18 protein-coding genes are annotated in these 21,937 nt (G+C 72.6%); 14 read left to right on the forward strand and 4 right to left on the reverse strand.

The window, feature by feature from the left end; all coding sequences use genetic code 11:
- Window positions 1–109: 109 nt before the first annotated feature.
- Together AMK31_RS28945 and AMK31_RS28950 are read right to left on the reverse strand one after the other, a co-directional pair.
- A complete protein-coding gene (locus AMK31_RS28945; RefSeq protein ID WP_073943616.1) occupies window positions 110–1,891 on the reverse strand; it encodes an ABC transporter ATP-binding protein in 1,782 nt (593 codons plus the stop codon).
- Window positions 1,888–3,735 carry an ABC transporter transmembrane domain-containing protein gene (locus tag AMK31_RS28950; protein WP_073943617.1) on the reverse strand — a complete coding sequence of 616 codons (1,848 nt, stop codon included), beginning with the start codon at window positions 3,733–3,735 and terminating at the stop codon, window positions 1,888–1,890. Before AMK31_RS28950 ends, AMK31_RS28945 begins: the two co-directional genes overlap by 4 nt.
- Window positions 3,736–3,962: 227 nt before the next feature.
- Between AMK31_RS28950 and AMK31_RS28955 the strand changes: the two genes are divergently transcribed.
- Window positions 3,963–5,618: a peptide-N4-asparagine amidase gene (locus tag AMK31_RS28955; RefSeq protein ID WP_073943618.1), complete on the forward strand. Its 1,656-nt coding sequence runs from the start codon at window positions 3,963–3,965 to the stop codon at window positions 5,616–5,618.
- A gap of 31 nt (window positions 5,619–5,649) precedes the next feature.
- On the opposite strand, the gene AMK31_RS28960 is transcribed toward AMK31_RS28955, so the two are convergent.
- Window positions 5,650–6,099, reverse strand: a complete 450-nt coding sequence (locus AMK31_RS28960; protein ID WP_073943619.1) for a MarR family winged helix-turn-helix transcriptional regulator — start codon at window positions 6,097–6,099, stop codon at window positions 5,650–5,652.
- Window positions 6,100–6,188: 89 nt separating this feature from the next.
- Here AMK31_RS28960 and AMK31_RS28965 point away from each other — a divergent pair, with 89 nt between their 5' ends.
- Both AMK31_RS28965 and mltG read left to right on the forward strand, forming a co-directional pair.
- Window positions 6,189–7,991, forward strand: a complete 1,803-nt coding sequence (locus tag AMK31_RS28965) for an ABC transporter ATP-binding protein (protein WP_073943620.1) — start codon at window positions 6,189–6,191, stop codon at window positions 7,989–7,991.
- A 53-nt stretch (window positions 7,992–8,044) separates the two neighbouring features.
- Window positions 8,045–8,908, forward strand: coding sequence for an endolytic transglycosylase MltG (gene mltG, locus AMK31_RS28970; RefSeq protein WP_073943621.1), 864 nt, complete (start codon window positions 8,045–8,047; stop codon window positions 8,906–8,908).
- Window positions 8,909–8,927: 19 nt separating this feature from the next.
- Here mltG and AMK31_RS28975 read toward each other — a convergent pair whose 3' ends face one another.
- Window positions 8,928–10,004, reverse strand: coding sequence for an NAD(P)-binding domain-containing protein (locus AMK31_RS28975; RefSeq protein ID WP_073943622.1), 1,077 nt, complete (start codon window positions 10,002–10,004; stop codon window positions 8,928–8,930).
- A gap of 233 nt (window positions 10,005–10,237) precedes the next feature.
- On the opposite strand from AMK31_RS28975, the gene AMK31_RS28980 reads away from it, so the two are divergent.
- The 11 genes from AMK31_RS28980 to AMK31_RS29040 all read left to right on the forward strand — a co-directional run bounded on the left by AMK31_RS28980 (window position 10,238) and on the right by AMK31_RS29040 (window position 21,935).
- Window positions 10,238–10,660 carry a secondary thiamine-phosphate synthase enzyme YjbQ gene (locus AMK31_RS28980; protein WP_073943623.1) on the forward strand — a complete coding sequence of 141 codons (423 nt, stop codon included), beginning with the start codon at window positions 10,238–10,240 and terminating at the stop codon, window positions 10,658–10,660.
- Between the two features lie 230 nt (window positions 10,661–10,890).
- Window positions 10,891–12,732 (forward strand): phage tail sheath family protein, encoded by a 1,842-nt coding sequence (locus AMK31_RS28985; RefSeq protein ID WP_073943624.1) that lies wholly within the window; start codon window positions 10,891–10,893, stop codon window positions 12,730–12,732.
- Between the two features lie 10 nt (window positions 12,733–12,742).
- Complete coding sequence (locus AMK31_RS28990) at window positions 12,743–13,264, forward strand: phage tail protein (protein WP_073943625.1); 522 nt, start codon at window positions 12,743–12,745, stop codon at window positions 13,262–13,264.
- Window positions 13,265–13,270: 6 nt separating this feature from the next.
- Window positions 13,271–14,008, forward strand: a complete 738-nt coding sequence (locus AMK31_RS28995) for a hypothetical protein (RefSeq protein ID WP_073943626.1) — start codon at window positions 13,271–13,273, stop codon at window positions 14,006–14,008.
- A 3,376-nt stretch (window positions 14,009–17,384) separates the two neighbouring features.
- A complete protein-coding gene (locus tag AMK31_RS29010; protein WP_073943628.1) occupies window positions 17,385–18,581 on the forward strand; it encodes a DUF4255 domain-containing protein in 1,197 nt (398 codons plus the stop codon).
- Window positions 18,578–18,886, forward strand: a complete 309-nt coding sequence (locus AMK31_RS29015; protein ID WP_073943629.1) for a hypothetical protein — start codon at window positions 18,578–18,580, stop codon at window positions 18,884–18,886. The genes AMK31_RS29010 and AMK31_RS29015 overlap by 4 nt, the downstream gene beginning before the upstream one ends.
- A complete protein-coding gene (locus AMK31_RS29020) occupies window positions 18,883–19,527 on the forward strand; it encodes a hypothetical protein (protein WP_073943630.1) in 645 nt (214 codons plus the stop codon). Before AMK31_RS29015 ends, AMK31_RS29020 begins: the two co-directional genes overlap by 4 nt.
- A 15-nt stretch (window positions 19,528–19,542) precedes the next feature.
- Window positions 19,543–19,869 (forward strand): LysM peptidoglycan-binding domain-containing protein, encoded by a 327-nt coding sequence (locus AMK31_RS29025; RefSeq protein ID WP_073943631.1) that lies wholly within the window; start codon window positions 19,543–19,545, stop codon window positions 19,867–19,869.
- Window positions 19,866–20,987, forward strand: coding sequence for a hypothetical protein (locus AMK31_RS29030; protein ID WP_241842745.1), 1,122 nt, complete (start codon window positions 19,866–19,868; stop codon window positions 20,985–20,987). The genes AMK31_RS29025 and AMK31_RS29030 overlap by 4 nt, the downstream gene beginning before the upstream one ends.
- Window positions 20,984–21,556, forward strand: coding sequence for a phage baseplate assembly protein V (locus AMK31_RS29035; RefSeq protein WP_079186971.1), 573 nt, complete (start codon window positions 20,984–20,986; stop codon window positions 21,554–21,556). Before AMK31_RS29030 ends, AMK31_RS29035 begins: the two co-directional genes overlap by 4 nt.
- 25 nt (window positions 21,557–21,581) lie before the next feature.
- Complete coding sequence (locus tag AMK31_RS29040) at window positions 21,582–21,935, forward strand: hypothetical protein (RefSeq protein WP_073943632.1); 354 nt, start codon at window positions 21,582–21,584, stop codon at window positions 21,933–21,935.
- Window positions 21,936–21,937 lie beyond the last annotated feature (2 nt).

The following is a 21,937-nucleotide window of genomic DNA, read 5'->3' on the forward strand; positions in this document are numbered from 1 at the left end:
CGCTCGGAACGCGGCTGCACCGGATACGAACGCCCCGGCACCGGCAGCCCCAGCCCCGGCGGACGTGATGGGGCTCAGCCCCCGTGGGACGCCCCGTGGGACGAGCGGCTCACCCGTGCCAGGACCTCCACAGCGCCGCGTACGCCCCGTTCGCGGCGACCAGTTCCGCGTGGCTGCCCAGTTCGCTGATACGGCCGTTCTCGACGACGGCGATGACGTCGGCGTCGTGGGCGGTGTGCAGCCGGTGGGCGATGGCGACGACGGTACGGCCGTCCAGGACGCGGGCCAGGGACCGTTCCAGGTGGCGGGCGGCGCGCGGGTCGAGCAGGGACGTCGCCTCGTCCAGCACCAGTGTGTGCGGGTCGGCCAGCACCAGGCGGGCCAGGGCGATCTGCTGGGCCTGCGCCGGGGTGAGCGCGAGTCCGCCCGAGCCGACCTCGGTGTCCAGGCCGTCGTCCAGGGCCCGCGCCCACCCGTCGGCGTCCACCGCGCCGAGCGCCGCCCACAGCTCGGCGTCCGCGGCGTCCGTGCGGGCGAGCAGCAGGTTGTCGCGCAGGGAGCCCACGAAGACGTGGTGCTCCTGGTTGACCAGGGCCACGTGGGAGCGGACCCGCTCGGCCGGCATCCGGGACAGCTCGGCGCCGCCGAGGGTGATCCGGCCGTCGCGGGGCGCGTAGATCCCGGCGAGCAGCCGGCCCAGGGTGGACTTGCCCGCGCCCGAGGGGCCCACCAGTGCCATCCGGGTGCCGGGGGCGACCTCCAGGGACACCTTGCGCAGGACGTCGACGCCCTCCAGGTAGCCGAAGCGCACCTGGTCGGCGTGCACGTCGCGGCCGTCCGGCACCACCGACGCGTCACCGGCGTCCGGCTCGATGTCCCGGACCCCGACCAGCCGGGCCAGCGAAACCTGGGCGACCTGGAGTTCGTCGTACCAGCGAAGGATCAGCCCGACCGGGTCGACCAGCATCTGGGCGATCAGCGCGCCCGTGGTGAGCTGCCCGACGCCCATCCAGCCCTGCAGGACGAAGACACCACCGACCATGAGGACCGAGCCGAGGATCGTCACGTGGGTGAGGCTGATGACCGGGATGAGCACCGACCGCAGCCACAAGGTGTACCGCTCCCAGGCGGTCCACTCGCGGATCCGCCGCTGCGACAGCTCGATGCGCCGCCGGCCCAGCCGGTGCGCCTCGATGGTGCGGCCGGCGTCCACGGTCTCGGCGAGCGCGGCGGCCACGGCGGCGTACCCGGCGGCCTCGGAGCGGTAGGCGGAGGGCGCCCGGCGGAAGTACCAGCGGCAGCCGGCCACCAGCAGCGGCAGGGCGAGCAGCACGGCGGCGCCCAGCGGGGGCGCGGTGACGACCAGTCCGCCGAGCAGCAGAACCGCCCACACCACGGCGATCGCCAGCTGGGGCACGGCCTCGCGCATGGCGTTGGCGAGCCGGTCGATGTCGGTGGTGATCCGGGAGAGCAGATCGCCCGTGCCGGCCCGTTCCAGGACGCCCGGCGGCAGGCCGACCGAGCGGACGAGGAAGTCCTCGCGCAGATCGGCCAGCATCCGCTCGCCGAGCATCGCTCCGCGCAGCCGTACCTGGTGGACGAACGCGGCCTGCACGAGCAGGGCCACGAGGAACAGCGTCGCCGTGAGCCCGAGCCGCAGTTCCCGGTCGCCGTCCGACACCCGCTCGACGAGCCCGCCCAGCAGGTACGGGCCCGCCATGGAGGCGACCACGGCGACCGTGTTCACGCCGATGAGCAGCAGGAAGGCACGGCGGTGCCGGCGGAACAGTTCGGCCACGTAGGCGCGGACGGTCGCGGGGGCGCCGACGGGCAGGGTGTTCGCCGTCGTCGGGGCCGCCGGGTCGTAGGCCGGTGGCGCCACGCCGATCATGCGGTCTCCTCGATCTCTTCGAGCTCGTCCAACTTGCTCAACTTGTTCAACTCGTCCAGCTCATCCAGCTCGTCGAGGACGTCACCGGCCGAGGCCTGCTCCTCGTCCGTCTCCTCGTCCGTCTCGCGGGTCACCACCGCGCGGTACCGCGGCTCCTCGTGCACCAGCTCCCGGTGCGTCCCGACCGCCGCGGCCTCGCCCTCGTGCACCAGCACCACCCGGTCCGCGCGGTCCAGCAGCAGCGGCGAGGAGGTGAACACGACCGTCGTACGGCCGTCCCGCAGGTCCCGCAGACCCTCGGCGATCCGCGCCTCGGTGTGGGAGTCGACGGCCGACGTCGGCTCGTCCAGCACCAGCACCTCGGGGTCGGTGAGCAGCGACCGGGCGAGTGCCAGCCGCTGGCGCTGGCCGCCCGACAGGGACCGGCCGCGTTCGGTGATCCGGGCGTCCATCGGGTCGTCGGCTCCGAGCGAACCCTGCACGAGGGCGGCCAGTACGTCCTCGCACTGTGCGGCCGCCAGCGCCGCGGCGGCGCCGACCACGCCCGAGGCAGGCACGTCGAGCAGGTCCCGCAGGGTGCCCGAGAGGAGCACCGGGTCCTTGTCCTGGACGAGGACGGCCGTGCGGGCGGAGTCGAGCGGCAGTTCGTCGAGCGGCACCCCGCCGAGCAGGGCGGACGTGCCCGCCTCGGAGGAGTGCCCGCCCAGCCGCTCCGCCAGCCGTCCGGCCGCGTCCGGGTCGCCGCAGACCACCGCGGTGAACCGGCCGGCGGGGGCGAGCAGACCGGTGACCGGGTCGTACAGGTCTCCGGCCGGCAGTTCGGCGGCGCGTGATCCCTCGGTGTCGGTGGCCCGCTCCAGCGACAGCACGCGCGCGGCCCGCCGGGCCGAGGGGCGCGAGAAGGAGTACGCCATCGCGATCTCCTCGAAGTGCCGCAGCGGGTAGGTCATGATCATGACGGAGCTGTAGACGGTGACCAGTTCGCCGACGCTGATCCGGCCCTCACGGGCCAGGTGGACGCCGTACCAGACGACCGTGACGAGCAGCAGTCCCGGCAGCAGCACCTGGATCGCGGAGATCAGTGACCACATGCGGGCGCTGCGCACGGCCGCGTGGCGGACCTCCTGGGAGGCGCGGCGGTAGCGGTCCAGGAACAGTTCCTCGCCGCCGATGCCGCGCAGCACCCGCAGGCCCGCCACGGTGTCGGAGGCCAGTTCGGTGGCCCGCCCCGCCTTCTCGCGCTGGACGTCGGCCCGTCGGGTCGCGCGGGGGAGCAGCGGCAGTACCGCGAGTGCCAACACGGGCAGGCCGATCGCGACGACGACTCCGAGCGCGGGCTGGTAGACGACCAGACCGACGGCGACCAGCACGACGGTGAGGGCGGCGGCGGTGAACCGGGACACGGCCTCCACGAACCAGCCGATCTTCTCCACGTCACCGGTGGAGACGGCCACCACCTCACCGGCCGCGACCCGCCGGGTCAGTGCCGAGCCGAGCTGTGCGGCCTTGCGGGCCAGCAGCTGCTGGACGCGGGCGGCCGCGGTGATCCAGTTGGTGACGGCGGCCCGGTGCAGGAAGGTGTCGCCGACCGCGACGCCGATCCCGCACAGCGCCAGCAGTCCGCCCGCGAGCGCGAGCCGGGAGCCGGAGCGGTCGACGACGGCCTCGACGGCGATCCCGACGCAGAACGGCAGCATGGAGACGGAGAGGAAGTGCAACAGGCCCCAGGCCAGCGACTTCAGCTGGCCGCCCAGCTGGTTCCGGCCGAGCCACCACAGGAATCGGGGCCCCGAGCGCGCGTCCGGCACACCCGGGTCGGGGAACGGAAGGTCTTGGATCTGCATGACGTCCCAGGGGCTCGTGTCAAGGGATGAACGGCGACAGCAAACCGTGCAAGGTTGACGTCCGGCGCAGGCCGATAGCAAGCGCTTTTCCACCGGAGCGCACGAAACAGGCAACCCGTGGCCGGGTGATGAGTGGCGGGTGGTGGCGGGAGGGGCGGGAGGTGGCCGACGGGTGGCCGAGGGGGCCTCGTTGCGGGGTGCCGCCGAACTCCCGTAGAACACCCGCCATGAGAAGCCGGTTTATCATGTCCATGCTCACCGGAGCGGCCCTCCTGGCCGGCACCCTGGTCGGCGCGACCGGTGCCCGGGCGGCCGACGTGCCCGCCGAATTCGGCACCGACTGGCACGACCCGGTCACCGCCGCACCGCCCGTCCCCAGGCCGGACACCAAGTCCTGCGAAGTGACCCTCGCCGAGGCCCGGTTCCGCGACTTCACCCCCTACCGCGGCACCTACACCCCGCCCGACGACTGCGGCGACCGCTGGAGCAAGGTGGTCCTGCGCCTCGACGGCAACGTGAAAGGCCGTCAGTACGACCGTCTGGGATACGTCAGCGTCGGTGGCGTCGAGATCTTCCGCACCTCGACCCCGCAGCCGTCACCGGACGGCATCGAGTGGTCCGTCGAGAAGGACGTCACCCGCTACACCCCCACCCTCCGCCGCGCCCAGGACGTCGAGATGCTGATCGGCAACGTCGTCGACGACACGTACACGGGCGTCATCGACGTCGAGGTCACGCTGACCTTCTACGCCGACGGCCGCGACGACCACACCGCCGGCCCCGCCGAACCGGCAGTGGCCGACCGGGGCATACCCGACCGCGTCCTCACCCTCAGCGCCGACTCGACCCTCACCACCCCGCGCAACAGCGAACGCGTCATCGCCGAGGTGTACGCCACGGGCTCCGGCGGCGGCTGCGAGGAGTACTGGTACCTGACGGTGCCGCCCGCCGCGCCCTACTCCTGCCAGGCCGACGACGGCCCGTACCGCGAGGTGCGGATCCGGGTCGACGGGCAACCGGCCGGAATCGCCGCGCCGTTCCCGACCGTGTGGACCGGCGGCTGGTCCAACCCCTTCCTCTGGTACGTCGTCCCGGGCCCGCGCGCCTTCGACGTCAAGCCCCTCACCTACGACCTCACCCCCTTCGCCGGACTCCTCAACGACGGCCGCCCGCACCGGATCGAGGTCTCCGTCGCCGGCCTGCCCGAGGGCCGCGACGGCTGGAGCACCCCCGTCAACGTCCTGGTCTGGCAGGACGAGAAGCGCGCTCACGTGCCGGGCGGGCTCGTCACCTCCCAGGCGGGCGCTCCGGTGAACTCCTCGACGTACACGCCGGGTTCGGAGGACCATGAGCACCGCGTGGACACCGTGGGCGGCGGCCGGCTGACCGTCTCCGGGTACGTCGACACCTCGCACGGCCGGGTCACCACCACCGTCAGCCGCACCCTGGCCCACACCTCCACGCACCGCTGGACCGACGGCGAGAGCACGGACGCGCTCGACGCCGAGTGGAGCGACGCCGAGACCGTGACCGTCGACGGACGCGGACCGGCCCGTTCCACGCGCACCGAGCGGACGTACACGATGGACGGCACGACCACGCTCGGCGCGGGGGACCGGCTCCGCACCGTGCTGACCCTCGGCGACCGGGCCACGGCCGTCACCGCGCAGGGCGGCCGGCGCACCGCCTGGTCACGGCTCGACGACACCTACACCGGTGACGCCACCTACACCGCGAACGTACCGCGCGACCAGCGGCACGCGGTCGGCACGACGAGCGAGCGCTACCGGCTGTACGGATCGCAGGCGGGCCGGTCCGGGTGCTACGGCCGTACGCTCACGACCGTTCAGGGCGTGCTCACGGAGGACCGGGCCGACTGCTGAGGCGAAGCTGCCGAGACGAGCGAGAAAGGTTTCAGCAGCTCCGCTCGCCGCCCCCGTCCACCAACGTGTCCAGCAACCCCTCGAGCATGCTCCGCTGATCATCCGACAGTGGCGCCAGGATCTCGTCGGCCGCGGAACGCCGCGCGCCCCGCAGTTCGCGCAGCGCCTCGCGGCCGTCGTCGGTCAGCTCTATGCGGATCACCCGCCGGTTCGCCGGATCCGGCACCCGGCGCACCTTGCCGCTTGCCTCCAGCCCGTCGACCAGCGTCGTCACGGCCCGCGGCACGACCTCCAGGCGCTCCGCGAGGTCGGCCATGCGGGGCGGCGAGCCATAGTGCGCGAGCGTGCGCAGCAGCCGGGACTGGGCGGGGGTGATACCCAGGCCGCGCTGTTCCAGATGACGCTTCTGGATGCGGTGCACCCGGCGGGTGAGCCGCAGCAGCTGCTCGGCGAGCAGGGCGTCGGGATCGGGCGTGGTCATACGGGAACAATATCAGGACACCGTTCATTGTGAGTATAGGTAACAATGAGCTACGATCCTCAATCGGTCCCGTCCCTCCGTAGGAGCCCATGCACCCCGACAACGAACCCGCCTGGAGCCCGACCGCCGACGCCAAGGAACAACCCCGGCAGGTGCGCCGCATCCTCGCGCTCTTCCGCCCCTACCGCGGCCGTCTCGCCGTCGTCGGCCTGCTGGTCGGCGCCTCGTCCGTGGTCTCGGTGGCCACGCCGTTCCTGCTGAAGGCGATCCTCGACGTCGCGATCCCGCAGCAGCGCACCGGCCTGCTCACCCTGCTCGCGCTGGGGATGATCCTCAGCGCCGTCCTCACCAGCGTCTTCGGCGTGCTGCAGACCCTGGTCTCCACCACGGTCGGGCAGCGGGTCATGCACGATCTGCGCACCGCGGTCTACGGCCGCCTGCAGCGTATGTCGCTGGCGTTCTTCACCCGCACCCGCACCGGCGAGGTCCAGTCCCGCATCGCCAACGACATCGGCGGCATGCAGGCCACCGTCACCTCCACCGCGACCTCGCTGGTCTCCAACCTCACCGGCGTGATCGCCACGATCGTCGCGATGATCGCCCTGGACTGGCGGCTGACCGTGGTCTCGCTGATCCTGCTGCCGGTCTTCGTGTGGATCAGCCGCCGGGTGGGCAACGAGCGCCGGAAGATCACCACCCAGCGCCAGAAACAGATGGCCACCATGGCCGCCACGGTCACCGAGTCGCTGTCGGTCAGCGGCATCCTGCTCGGCCGCACCATGGGCCGCGCGGAGTCGCTGACGAAGTCGTTCGCCGACGAGTCGGAGCGCCTGGTCGACCTGGAGGTCCGGTCCAACATGGCGGGCCGCTGGCGGATGGCGGTGATCACGATCGTCATGGCCGCCCTGCCCGCCGTCATCTACTGGACCGCCGGCCTCGCCCTGGCCCTCGGCGGTCCGGACGTCTCCCTAGGCACGATCGTCGCCTTCGTCTCCCTCCAGCAGGGCCTGTTCCGTCCGACGGTCAGCCTGCTCGGCACCGGCGTGCAGATCCAGACCTCGCTGGCGCTCTTCCAGCGCATCTTCGAGTACCTCGACCTGCCGATCGACATCACCGAGCGGGAGAGCCCGGTCCGTCTCGACAAGGTCAAGGGCGAGGTCCGCTTCGAGAACGTCGAGTTCCGCTACGACGACCAGGGCGCCCCCGTCCTCGACGGCATCGACCTCACCGTCCCGGCCGGCGGCAGTCTCGCCATCGTCGGCCCGACCGGTGCCGGCAAGTCCACCCTCGGCTACCTGGTGCCCCGGCTGTACGACGTCACGGGCGGCCGGGTCACCCTCGACGGCGTCGACGTGCGCGACCTCGACTTCGACACCCTCGCCCGCGCGGTCGGCGTGGTCTCCCAGGAGACGTACCTGTTCCACGCGACCGTCGCCGACAACCTGCGCTTCGCCAAGCCCGACGCCACCGACGAGGAACTGCACGAGGCGGCCCGCGCCGCCCAGATCCACGACCACATCGCGGCCCTGCCCGACGGGTACGACACCGTGGTCGGCGAGCGCGGCCACCGGTTCTCGGGCGGCGAGAAGCAGCGGCTGGCCATCGCCCGCACCATCCTGCGCGATCCGCCGGTGCTGATCCTCGACGAGGCGACCAGCGCCCTGGACACCGGCACCGAGCACGCGGTGCAGCAGGCGATCGACGCGCTCTCGGCGGGCCGTACCACGCTCACCATCGCGCACCGCCTGTCCACCGTCCGGGGTGCCGACCAGATCGTGGTGCTCGACTCCGGCCGCGCGGCCGAACGGGGCACGCACGAGCAGCTGCTGGCGCTGGACGGGCGCTACGCGGCGCTGGTGCGCAGGGACGCCCAACTGGAGCCGACAAGATGAAGATATGCCGGAGTATGCCGGGTTTGTGACGATGTGCGGGTTACCGTGCCCGCATGCAGATGAACACTCCGTCACGGAAAACGATCCGACTGACGCGCCGGGGCCGCCTGGCCCTCATCGCGACCGGAGCCGTCGTGGCCGGCACCGCCGTGGCGGTGCCGCTGCTGACCGTCCAGGACCAGGAGGAGGAGAAGAAGCCCACCTCCCTCGTCATCCGCGAGGGCTGGCGCGCCGCCCAGGTCTACGCGGCCGTCGACAAGGCCCTCGAACTGCCCCCGGGCGCCACCAAGAAGTCCCTGGACAAGGCCGACCTCAAGCTGCCGATCGACGCCGAGGGCAACCCGGAGGGCTACCTCTTCCCGGCGAGGTATCCGCTGGCGGAGAAGACCACGCCCGAGGAACTGCTGACGGCGATGGTCGACACCGGGAACAAGAAGTTCAACGGCGCCCCGATCGCCGCCGGCGCCCAGCGCAACGCCATGAACGTCTACCAGGCCGTCACCATCGCCAGCCTCGTCCAGGCCGAGGCCGCCACCAAGGCCGACATGGGCAAGGTGGCCCGGGTGATCTTCAACCGGCTGGAACGCGGCATGCCCCTGCAGATGGACTCCACCATCAACTACGCCCTCGACCGGGCACCGGCGTCGACCACGCTGGAGGACACCCGCATCGACAGCCCCTACAACTCGTACCAGCGCATGGGCCTGCCGCCCACCCCGATCGACAACCCGGGCGAGGAGGCGGTGCGGGCCGCGATCAGCCCGACGCCGGGCGACTGGCTGTACTACGTCACGGTCAAGCCGGGCGACACCCGCTTCACCGCCGAGTACGAAGAGCACCAGCGCAATCTGGCCGAGTTCGAAGCGCGGCGGAAGAGCGCCGATGCCGCGCGGAAGAGCCAGAGCCCGAACGGGTGAGCCGGCGCCCGGCGGGACATCACGCCGGGACCGGTTCCCCGTCGAGCAGTCTCCTGATGTCCCGTACGGCGGCGCGGCCCGCCCGGTTGGCGCCGATGGTGCTCGCCGACGGACCGTAGCCGACCAGATGAACGCGCGGATCGACGACCGCGCGCGTCCCCTCGACGCGGATGCCGCCACCCGGCTCCCGCAGTCTCAGCGGCGTCAGATGGTCGATCGCGGCGCGGAACCCGGTCGCCCAGAGAATCACGTCGGCTTCCACGTGCCGCCCGTCCTGCCACGCCACCCCGTCCGGGGTGATCCGGTCGAACATCGGCTGCCGGTCGAGGACCCCGTCGGCCAGCCCCTGCCGGATCGCGTCGTTCAGCGGGAGCCCGGTGACCGACACCACACTCTTCGGCGGCAGCCCCTGCCGCACCCGCTCCTCGACCAGCGCGACTGCCGCGCGGCCCGCGTTCTCGTCGAACGGCCCCTCCCGGAAGACCGGCGGCCGCCGCGTCACCCAGGTGGTGGCCGCCGCGTACGGCGCGATCTCCAGCAGATGCTGCGTGCCGGAGGCGCCCCCGCCGACCACGATCACCCGCTGCCCGGCGAACTCTTCGGGCCCCGGGTACTGAGCGGTGTGCAACTGCCGCCCGCGAAAGGACTCCTGGCCGGGATAGCGCGGCCAGAAGGGCCGGTCCCAGGTGCCGGTCGCGTTGATCAGCGCCCGCGTCGCCCAGGTCCCCGCCGAGGTCTCCACCAGCAGCCGCCCGTCCGGGCCTTCCCGGACGGCCCGTACGTCGACGGGCCGCCGCACCCGCAGGTCGAAGGCCCGCTCGTACGTGGCGAAGTACTCGCTGATGACCTCCGCCGACGGCCGCGCCGGATCGGCCCCCGTCAGCTCCATCCCCGGCAGCGCGTGCATCCCGTGCACCTTGCCGTACGTCAGGGACGGCCACCGGAACTGCCAGGCGCCGCCCGGGCCGGGGGAGTGGTCCAGCACCACAAAGTCGCGGTCCGGCTCGAAACCGGTCCGGCGCAGGTGATAGGCGCCGGCAAGTCCGGCCTGACCTGCGCCTATGACGACTACCTCGACCTCGCGTGTGTTGTTCACGCTTCTACCAACAGGGGTGAGGTCATGGATCTTCCCGCAGTGGTCTCGGCCGGTCATCGGGGCCCCGCGCCGTTCCCGGCCCAGGGCGTCGAGGAGGCCGAGCTGCGACGGTCGGCGGACGTCTCGCTCGCTGGACTCGCGATATCGGAAGCCGGGTGGTCCTGGGGCGGTCGTGGGGCACGGGCGCGGGGCGGATAGGTCAGGATGGGGGGCGGATGGGTCAGGATGGGGGCATGTCAGATGCGTTCACGACCCGAGTGCTGAACATCGCCTCCGGCTCCGCGGAGACCGTCGTCGACCTCACCCGCGACTGCGAGGCCTTCCTCCAGGAAGCGGCCGCCGGGCGCGACGGCCTCCTCAACGTCTTCGTCCCGCACGCCACCGCCGGCATCGCGATCATCGAGACGGGCGCGGGCAGCGACGACGACCTGCTCGCCGCCCTGCACACCCTGCTCCCCGCCGACGACCGGTGGCAGCACCGCCACGGCAGCCCCGGCCACGGCCGCGACCACGTCCTGCCCGCCTTCGTCCCGCCGCACGCCACCCTGCCGGTGCTCGACGGCCGCCTGGAGCTGGGCACTTGGCAGTCGGTGTGTCTGGTGGACACCAACCGGGACAACCCGAACCGGAAGGTCCGGCTCAGCTTCCTCGGCTGACGAGGGGTGCGGGGCGCGCGCTCGACGCGTCCCGCGCCGAATTCGCGGGCACGGCGGTCATGCCCTGCCCTGCCTTGCCCCGCCCAGACCGGTCTGATCAGACGATCATCCTCACCTGATCGAAGCAGTCGGACCGCTCCCCGGAGCGCGATGTCCGGATTGTCTGCATACGGTGATCGTGGACCACGAGCGGCGTCGCTCCCGTTCGGCGTGGAGAGAAAGAGGCTGGCATGCCCGTGAACGTCACCTACCCGGGCGTCTACATCGACGAGGTCAAGAGTTCCGTACGGACGATCACGGGCGTACCGACATCGGTCGCCGCCTTCGTCGGCTACGCGCCACGCGGTCCCGCCGACCGGCCCGTACACATCACGGGCTGGGCCGACTACGAGGCCGCCTTCGGCGGGCTCCAGGCCAACTGCCCGATGAGCTACGCCGTCTACCAGTTCTATCTGAACGGGGGCAGTGAGGCCGAGATCGTCCGGGTGGTCAAGGAGGACGAGAAGCCCGTCCGTCTGCCGCTCGGGCCGAGTACGTCCCCCAAGGAGACCCCGGCCCGCCCGGCCGCCGCGCCCCCCAAGGGGAACGACGGCGGGGACGCAGCAGCCGAAGGCGAGGGCGGAGACGCGGCGGCCGATGACAAGAGGAAGGGCGGAAAGGGAGCGGGAGAGACGGCCGCCACCGAGCGTTCCGGCAACCGGCCCCGTTCCACCGCGCCCGGCCTCGTCGCCGCCTCGCCCGGGCGGTGGGGACGGAGTCTGCGGGCACGTGTCGACTACGACACGTCCGAAGGACCGGACCTCCCGAAGGCCCGGCGGGAACTGTTCAACCTGACCGTCCGTGACATGGAGACCGGCGCCGAGGAGAGGTACCTCAACGTCAGCGTGCGCTCCGACCACCCCCGTAACCTCGCCGACCTGCTGAAGACCTCGCGGTTGGTCCGGGTCGACACGGACGCCCCGCTCGACGCGATTCCCGAGGCGAACGGGCTGCCGGAGAAGGCAGGCGTCGACCCGTTCAGCCTGGAGTCCAACCAGGTCGCACGGGGTGACACCCGGCCGCTGTACTACGCCCCGGAACAGGAGACCGCACGGAAGCCGGAAGAGGACGAGCGGACCTCCCTGGGGCTGACCGACTACTTGGGCAGCCCGCAGAAGAAGACGGGCCTGCACCAGCTCCTGAAGACCGACATCTTCAACATCCTCTGCCTTCCCGACATGCACTGGCTCGCCCAGCATCTGGCGGTCAAGGGCGGCGACACGAAAGATCTCCGGACAGCCGCGCTGGAACTGTGCGTCGACCGGCGGGCCATTCTGCTGGTCGACCCGCCACCCGCATGGGACCCGGCACAACCCGCTTCCTCGGCCGACGCCGTGAGCTTCGTGGTGGAGAAGATCGACGCGGTCGAGGTCGGGGACTCCGGCAAGAACGCCGCCGTCTACTACCCCCAGATCCTCGCCCCCGACCCCCTGCGCCAGGGCGCCCTGCGGGCCTTCCCGCCGTCCGGCGTGATGGCCGGCGTGCTGGCCCGCACCGATGTCCAGCGCGGAGTGTGGAAGGCGCCCGCGGGCACCGACGCCTCACTCAACGGCGTCAGCGAACTCGAGGTGCCGCTGACCGACCTGGAGATCGGCCGGCTCAACCCGCTCGGCGTCAACTGCCTGCGCCGCCTGCCCGCCGCGGGCCCGGTCGCCTGGGGAGCGCGCACCCTGCGCGGCGCCGACCGGCTCGCCGACGAATGGAAGTACCTCCCGGTGCGCCGGCTCGCCCTCTTCATCGAGGAGAGCCTGTTCCGCGGCACCCACTGGGTGGTGTTCGAACCCAACGACGAGCCGCTGTGGGCGTCCATCCGCCTCAACGTCGGCGCCTTCATGAACTCCCTGTTCCGCGCGGGCGCCTTCCAGGGCCGCACCCCCCAGGAGGCCTACCTGGTCAAGTGCGACAAGGACACCAACCCGCAGAACGACATCGACCGCGGAATCGTCAACATCCAGGTCGGCTTCGCACCGCTCAAGCCCGCCGAGTTCGTGATCGTCCACATCCAGCAGCTCGCCGGCCAGATCCAGGTCTAGGAGGACGACGATGCCGGAAGTGACGCGCCGGGACCCCTTCAAGAACTTCCGCTTCAAGGTCAAGTTCAGCGGGGAGACCGCCTACATCGCGGGAATCAGCAAGGTCAGCGGGCTCAAGCGGACGACCGAGGTCATCCGTCACCGCGACGGTGGCGACCCCGGCACCAGCCGGAAACTGCCGGGCCGCACCGAGTACGAGGCCATCACCCTGGAACGCGGATGCACCGTCGACACCGCCTTCGAGGAGTGGGCCAACCGCATCTGGAGCCTCCGCAACTCCGCCGGCGGCCTGGAGACCTCCCTCAAGGACTTCCGCCGGGACCTCATCATCGACGTCTTCGACGAGGCCGGAAAGCAGGTGCTGTCCTACTCCGTCCGCGAGGCCTGGGTGTCGGAGTACCAGGGACTGCCCGAACTCGACGCCGGGTCCGCCGGGGTCGCCTTCGAACGCATCACCGTGGAGCACCACGGCTGGGTGCGGGAGAAGACCAGCCCACCCGAGGACTCCCAGTTCACCGACATCGCCGGGTGATGAGCCGTGCCGCGGTCGCTGACGGAGGCGAACGTCCTCGACGTGTGGGAGAGCGGGCTCGGCCGCACGCCGGCGGTCCGGGCCCTGCTGCTCGCCTCGATGGCGGCGCCCGCGGGTCACGACGTCGCGGACCTGCCGCTCAGCGCCCTCAACGCCCTGCTGCTGGAACTGCGGTCCGGTGCGTTCGGCCACCGGCTGCCCTGCGTCACCGACTGCCCCCAGTGCGGTGAGAGCCTCGATGTCACCGTCTCCACGGGCGAGTTGTGGGCGCAGTGGGCCTCACGGGCCGCCCCGGCTACCCGTGAACGGGCCGAACCCGCCACGGCGACGCTGACCGCGCACGGCATGGAGATCACCTTCCGCGCGCTCACCGCCCGCGACGTACGGTCCGTCGACCCCGCCGCGCCCCGCGCCCGCCAGCTGCTGCTGCGGCGCTGCGTGGTCGACGTCTCCCCGAGCGAAGGCGAGATCCCGGACCAGGTCCTGGAGGAGATCGCCCGCAGGCTGCCCGGCCTGGACCCCGGCGCGGATCCGTTGTTCACGCTGGACTGCCCGCAGTGCGAGCACCGGTGGGAGGCGCCGCTCGACATCGCCGACCACCTGTGGACCGACGTCAGCGGCTACGCACACCGGCTGCTGCACGAGGTGCACGCCCTGGCCCGGGCCTACGGCTGGTCGGAGGCCGACGCGCTGGCCGTCAGCCCGGTGCGGCGGCAGTTCTACCTGGAGGCGACCGCGGAATGAGCGACTTCGTGGCCCGGCTGCTCGGGGCACCGGGACCGTGGCTGCGGCCCCTGGCACCCAACGTCTTCGACCCCGCGGCACCGCGGTTGCCCGGTGGGCAGGTGGTTGATGAGGGGTGGGAGGAGAGCGAAGCGGAAGCGGGACGGGGATTGACATCGGGATCGGCGGGCCGGGGGGTGGAGGTCGTCGGCGGCACCGCGGCTGTGGCGGGGGCTGCGGGGAGTGTGGTGTCGGCCGTGTCTGAGTTGGAGTCGATGTGGACGCCGGGGGGTGATGAGGGTGAGGGAGAGGTTGAACCCATGGGCCCGGCGGCGCCGGGTGGGACTCGTCGGCTCGGCGGTGCCGGGGACGCGCCGAGGCATGGTGAGAGTGCGGCGGGAGCCGGGGATTCCGCGTCGGACGCCGTGCGGGGTGGTGGGCAGAGGCAGGCGATGACGCCGGGGCAGGTTCCGGGAAGGGAACCGCACAGTCGTACGACCGGAGCAGGCGTCGTCGGCCGAGGCGAGGTCACGATGCCTTCGGCGGGTGGAGAAGCGGGTCGGTCAGCCACTCCCGGGTGGGGTCTGCCGGGGTCGGACGTGTTGCCGCGGGGCGGTGTGGGCGGCTCGGAAACGCCGTCGCGGCCTGGTCAGGTGCGGGAGAGAGAGGGCGCGGCGCGTCCGGCGGAAGAGGCTTCCACGGTCGCCGGTCCGGTACCCAGTGCGGCGGACGGGCCGTCTGGCTCCTACGACGATTCGTCCTCTGGCCCGTTGCCGCACGGGTCGGCCACGGCATCACACAGTCTCGGCCCACTACCGGCCGACGAAGCCGCCGCTCAGCACCGGACCGCTTCGGCGGAGTCGCTGCCGTCTCGCGGTCCGTCGCCGACGTCTGGGGCCGGGCGGCAGCCGGGGCTCGGTCGTCTTTCCTCTGACCCCGCAGCTGAACAAGCGAAGCCAGAGGGCTCGTCGTCAGGTTCTGCGGCAGTGGGGTCGGACAGTGAGGGTGCGCCTTCGAGGCTCAGGGATGTGGGGGCGAAGGCTGAGGCACCGCCTGCGGGGATCGCTGCTGCGGGGACGGAGGCTGGGGGGCCTTCGCCGGGGGCGGGGGCGGCGGGGTCAAAGGGTGAAGGTTTGCCGCCGGGGTCGGTCGGTGTGCGGTCGGAGTCCGCGAGCCTGACGCCGGGGTTCACGGTGGTGCAGCCCGAGCGGGAGGGTTTGGCGCCGGGGGCCGCGGTGGTGGGGTCGGAGCGTCAGGGCACGTCGTCGGGATCCGCGACGGTGGAATCGGTGCGTCAGGGTTCGTCGCCCGGGTCTGCGGCGGTGAAGGCGGAGCGCCAGGGCTCGTCGCCGGGAACTGCGCCTATGGGGCCGGGGCCTGGTGGCCTGCCTGTGGGGTCGGAGTCCAGGGGGCCTTTGCCGGGGGCTGCGGCTGTGAAGCCAGAGGGCGATGCTCTGTCGCCGGGGCCTGTCCCAGTGAGGTCGGCTTCCAAGGGCCTGCCGCCGGGATCCGTGGTTGCGGAGCCTGAGCGAGAGGATTTGTCGCCGAGGGCTGCGGCGGCGGGATCGGAGCGCCAGGGTTTCTCGCAGCCATCTGCCCCAGTGCGGTCGCAATCCGAGGGAACTTCTCCGAAGTCCGCAGCTCTGCGGCCCGAGGGCGACGATCTGTCGGCGGGGTCCTCAGCCGCGCGGCTGAGGACGGACCGCCGGTCGACGCAATCCGCAGCTACGCAGCCCGAGCCGGTGAGCCCTCCGGACAAGCCCTCAGGCGAGCCGACGGTCTCGGTGGAGACGCCGCTGAGGCGGCCAGGAGTGCTGTCGGGGGGTGACGAGCTGCCCTTGAAGCGGGCGCGTGAACTTCCGCCGGGCTCCCGGGAGAAGGGTTTGGCTTTCGGCGAGATGCCGCTGAAGTCTTCTGGCAGGCCGTCGGCGTCGGCGGAGCCGTCGCTCAGGCCGTCAGATGCATTGTGGGGGGCTGACGAACTGCCTCTGAAGCAGTCGGGCGACCTCCCGCCGGGTGTCTCAGAGAAGGGTCTGGCGTCCAGTGGGCTGCCGCCGGAGCCTTCAGGCAGGCCGTCGCCGCCGAGGAAGTTGCCGCTGAGGTCGGCAGGTGATGCGTTGTCAGGGGCTGAAGCGCTGTCCTTCGAGCGGGCGGCTGAGCTGCCGCCAAGGCTCTCAGAGAAGGGTCTGGCGTCCAGTGGGCTGCCGCCGAAGCCCTCAGGCACGCCGTTGGCGCCGAGCGAGTCGCCGCTCAGGCCGTCAGGCGTGCTGTCGCGGGCTGACGGTCTGCCGCTGATGCCGTCAGGTGAGCTTCCCCCGAGCTTTTCAGACGAGCGGCCTGCGGCTGCCGAGCTGCCGCTGACGCTCTCAGACGCGCCGTCGGCGCCTGCTGAGCTGCCGCGGAAGCCATCCAGCAAGCGGCTGGTGTCCGGCGAGCCGCTGCGGAAGCCCTCAGAGAGGCGGCCGGCGTCCGTTGAGCTGCCGCAGAAGCCTTCAGGGATGCGGTCGGCGTCAGACGAGTTCTCGCCGGGCCCCTCAGAGATGCGGCCGGCATCCGATGAGCACTCGCCGAGGCCCGCAGCGAAGCGGCCGGCAACTGACGAACTGCCGCCGAAACCCACAGGCATGCCGCCGAAGTCCACCGACCTGCCCCCGCGGTCCGACCTGCCTCAGCTGTCCTCACGCTCACGCGTACCGTCCGAGCCCTACGCCACCACCTCCCCGGCGCCCACGTCGTTCCCGCCTTCAGCGCCGCAGGCCGTCGCCCCCACGCCGGACCGTGCCGACCTCTCGGCGGACACCTCCGCCGGCCCGCGCCCCCGAGCTGAAGCCGTCCGACGCGCCGCCCCAATCCTCTCGCCGGAGCCCGCCGCCCCACCCGCGAACCCCTCTCCCGAGACGCACGCCCCAGCCGACTCCTCCCGTTCCCGAACCTCCTCCTCCATGCCTCCGCGAGACACCTTCGCCCCCGCGCCGGGCCCCCAAGACGCGCCGCCCCGGCACTCGACCCACCCCTCACCCACTGCCTCTGCCAACCCACCCGCCTCCCGAACCACCACCCCCGGCGCGCCCCCGGCTCGGTCACACGAACCCGCACCAGCCCCCTCTGCACACGCTTCACGAGCCCCCCTCCCCGGTAGACCCACCGCCCCCTCCCGCAGCCCCCTGTCTCGACCGACCCCCACTCTCGCCCCCACCCCCACGCCCACGTCCACCCTCTCCGCCACCCCCACACCCACACCCACCCCCACCCCCACCCCCCAAGAAACAGTCGTACGCATCACCATCGACCGCCTGGTCGTCCGCACCACCCCCGCACCGCCACCCCCCGACGAACCCCCCGCCCCTCCCCGCCGCCCGGACCTGAGCCTCGACGACTACCTGGGGAGGCGGCACTCGTGAGTGACGCGTTGGCCGTCGCCGCGGTGACGGAGACGTTGAGGGCGGTGCTGGAGGACGCCGTGCGGCGGGCTGTGCCCGGTGCGGTGGTGACCGCGCGGCATCCGGAGGCTGCCGGTGTCGAGGACGGCGTCGCCGCCGCGCTGAACGTCTTCCTGTACCGGACGTCGATCGACGCCGCCTGGCGGAACACCGACCCGGTCAACACGCACCCCGGTGAGACCCGGCAGCCCGCGCTGCCCCTCGTACTGCACTACCTGCTCACCGGCTACGCCGCCCCGGCCGAGGACGCCGCGCTCCCGGAGCGGCTGCTCGGCGCGGCGATGGCGGCGCTGCACGACCGGCCGGTGCTGCGAGCGGCCGAGCTGCGGGCCGCCGCGGGTTTCAGCGATCTGCATCTGCAGCGGGAGCCGGTCAGGGTGACCCCCGCGGAGCCGGCGGCCGAGGAGCTGTACCGCCTGTGGGAGGCGCTGGGCCACGTCTACCGGTTGTCGGCGGCCTATGAGGCGCGGGTCGTGTTCATCGACAGCGCGGTGCCGGGGCGGACGCCGCTGCCGGTCCTGCGGCGCGGCGACTCCGGGCGGGGCCCCGAGGCCGCGCCGGGGACGGCAACCGTCCCGTGGCCGGTGCTGCACGCCGTACGGCCCGCGGTGGCCGCCCCCGGTGCGGAACTGGTGCTCAGCGGTACGGGGCTCGACGCCGGTACGCCGAGTGTGCGGCTGACGCATCCGCTGCTCGGCGGCCCGGTGGTGCTGCCCGCGCGCGCCGACGGTGGCGGCACCGTGACGGCCACCGTGGGCGAGGAGCTGGGCGCGGGGCGCTGGTCTGCGGTCGTGGTGCTCGCCGCGCCCGACGGCAGCGAACGGACCACCGGGCCCCGGCCTCTGCACATCGCGCCGCGCATCACCAGTGCTCTGCCGCTCACGGTCGAGCGGGACCGCGCCGGGGCCGTGCTGCTCTCCGTGGACTGCGTCCCGGCGGTGCATCCCGGGCAGCGGGCCGAACTGCTCGTCGGGGATCTGCCGGTGCCCGCCGAGCCCATGGCCAAGAAGGCCACCCGGAAGCTGCGGTTCAAGCTGGACGGCGCGCGGCCCGGCCGGTATCCGCTGCGGCTGCGCGTCGACGGGGTGGACAGTCCGCTGACCGACGAGCGGGCCGAGCGGTTCGACCCCGAGGCGGCGGTGGTGATCACATGACGGGCACGCGGGTCGAGTTGCGCATCCGGCGGCTGGAGCTGGAGCCGGACGCGCACGTCGGGCTGTCGCCGACGGCGCTGTGCGCGGCCGTCGAGGCCGAGCTGGCCGTACTGCTCGGGCTCGACGGCACGTCGGCGGGCGCCCGCACAGCCGCTCCAGCCCCCGTGCCAACCGCGGCACCACCCGCCGTACGAACCGTCCCAGCCAATCCCCACGCCGCCGTCCTCGCCCGGCACATCGCCCGTGCCGTGTACGACGCCGCGCTGCGGGCCCGAGAAATGGAAGGTGGCGGGGCGGCGTCATGAGCACTCCGGCAGCCCCCCGGCGTGGCGGCTTCGTCTTCCTCGACCCCGAGCAGGGGCGCGTCCTGCGCGTCGTGCCCTTTCAGTACAACCCCGACACCATCACCCGCGCCGTACGGCCGCGCGGCATCGGAGCCGACGCCGGGGACCGGCTGGAGGCGCTGCGGTTGCAGGGGCCGCCGCGGGAGACGTTCCGTATCGACGCGGAGTTCGACGCGACCGACCAGGTCGGCACGGCCCCGGCGGGCGCGCCGCCGGTCGGCAGCGGGCTGTTCGGGATGCTGTCCGCGCTGGAGTCCGCCGTCTGCCCGACCGGCGCGCAGCTGACCCAGCAGAACGACCTCGCCGCCCGCGGCATGCTCGAAGTCGCCCCGGTGCAGGGGCCGTTGCCGGTGCTGGTGCTCGGCCCGCACCGGGTGCTGCCGGTGCGGATGCTGGACATCGACGTGACGGAGGAGACGTACGACGGGGAACTCAACCCCATCCGGGCGCGGGTGACGCTCACCGTCCGGATCCTCACCGTCGACGACGTCGGCCACCGGCACAAGGCGGGCGGGCTTTATCTGCAGTACCAGCAGAGCAGGGAACGTTTCGCCGCGCTCGTCGGCTACGGCCCCGGCGCGGTCGGCTACACGGGCCGCTGAGCGAGGAGATCGGACATGTTCGAGCCCACCAGCAGATATCGCGGGATCCCGACGGCCGTCCACACCCTCCCGGACGGCCGGACCGTCGCCCACCTGCGCCGCCGGCTGCTGCCGCAGCCCGAGGAGCTGGCGGTGATCGGCGAGCACGTCGTCGTCGCGGGGGACCGGCTCGACCGGATCGCGGCCCGCTGGTACGGCGATCCGGAGCAGTCCTGGCGGATCGCGGACGCCAACCGGGCGGTACGGCCGGACGATCTGACCGCCGTGCCCGGCCGCCGGCTGCGGATCACCCTGCCGGCCGAGGCGTCGGCGGCGCCTGTCGCGGGCGGGCCGGCCCGGTGACCACGCACAGCCTGCACCTGATGCTGCTCCTCGGGGACACCGTGCCGAGCCCGGCCCCCGCCGCGCTGATCGACGCCCTGCACGGCGCCCGGGTCACCGCCGCCGGCGGCACCACGAGCGGCTTCCAGCTGACCTTCGCGAGCAGCCCCGGCTCACCGCTGCACCGCGCGGTCCTGCCCGGCGGAACACTGCACCCGAAGAAGCGGGTCGTGCTGGCCGTCGTGCTCGCGGGCCGCTGCCATGTGCTCGTCGACGGCGTGATCACCCGGCAGGAGCTGCACGCCGGCCGGACGCCCGGCTCGTCGTATCTCGTCGTCACCGGCGAGGATCTGACCCTGCTCATGGATCTCCGGCACGTCCGCCGCGCCTTCCCGGGCCTGCCGTCGCAGTTGCGGGCGACGACCGTGTGCGCCGGGTACGCGCAGTACGGCATCACGCCCCGGTGCGTCGCCCCGGTCCTCACCCACCAGCCCAACCCGCTGGTGGAGATCCCGGTGCAGTCGGCGACCGACCTCGACTATCTGCGCTCCATGGCCGCCGACGTCGGGCACGTCTTCCACCTCGAACCGGGCCCCGCCCCCGGCGTCAGCACCGCCTACTGGGGGCCGCAGAAGCGCGACGGAGCCCTCCAGCCGGCCCTCACCACGGGCTGCGGAGCGGCGGACAACGTGGAGGAGCTGACGTTCGCCCTCGACGGGCTCGCCGCGTCCGGGCACGGCACCCACCGCCTCGAAGGGTCGTCGGCGTCCTCCTCCGAGGTCACCGCCCCGGAGACCCGGCTGCTGCGAGGCAGCCTCGCCACCGGCCCCGCCCCCGCCCTGCGCGTCGAGGCGCTGCGCGGCCAGACCGGACGGTCCCTGCCGCAGACCCTGCTGGCCGGGCTCGGCCGGTCCGTCGCCGCCGACCCCGTCACCGGCCGGGGCACGGTCGACGTCCTGCGCTACGGCCATGTCCTCAGCCCGCACGCCCTGGTCGGGGTGCGTGGGGCGGGGCAGGCCTACGACGGGCGGTACCTCGTGGCCGCGGTGACCCACGATCTCACCCGCGACACCTACCGACAGCACTTCACGCTGGTCCGCGACGGGCTCGGCGCCGACATCCAGGTGGTGACCGTATGACCGCATCCGAGATCGACACGACCGGCGCACAAGGGAGCACGACCCCGGCGCGGGCCAGGCAGTGGGACGGCATGTACGAGGGCGTCGTCGTCTCCGCCGTCGACCCGACCGGCGTCGGCCGGCTCCTGGTGCGCGTCCCCGAGGTCCTGGGCGACGACAACCCGGTGTGGGCCGCGCCCCTCACCCCCCTGGCCGGACGGGACTGCGGGATGTACGTGGTGCCGCCCCCCGGCTCCGGGGTGTGGGTGCGGTTCCTGGACGGGGACCCCGACCGGCCGGTGTGGCTCGGGTTCCGGCGTGGCGGATCCGGGGACGTACCGCCCGCCGCCAAGTCCACCCCGCCCGGCATCCCGCAGATCGTGCTGGCGACCCCCACCGGGAACGCGCTCGTCATCAGCGACCTGCCGGGACCCGCGGGCGGCATCAAGCTGCAACTGCACGGTGACACCGGGCCCTACCTCAAGATCAACGAGACGTCGATCGAGCTGTCCTGCGGCCCCGGGCTCGCCACCATCCAACTCGTCGGACCCCAGGTCACCGTCAACAGCGGTGCCCTGACGGTGCTGTGAGGGCTGTGAGGACTGTGAGGACGCCATGCCAGGACTGCTGATGCACTTCGGCGCCATGATGATGTGCGCCCATCCGCCCGGCCTCGTCACCATCCCGGCCCCCGTGCAGCAACGTGTGCTCGTCGGGCCGCAACCGGTCGCCACCAGCGCCGACGTGTTCCTGGTGGCAGGCTGTACGTTCCCGGCCATGACCGCGGGCGCGCCGCCCTGCACCAGCGTCACCTGGCTGCACACCTCCACCCGCGTGTTGGTCAACGGCCTGCCCGTGCTGCTGCAGCCCAGCCCGCCGGTCAGCCCCGCCCCCGCCATGGGCATCGGCACACCGCCGCCCAACCCCCCGATGGTGCTGGCCATGCAGCTGCGGGTGCGGGGGATGTGACC

The organism is Streptomyces sp. TSRI0107 (assembly GCF_001905845.1).
Taxonomy (GTDB): Bacteria; Actinomycetota; Actinomycetes; order Streptomycetales; family Streptomycetaceae; genus Streptomyces.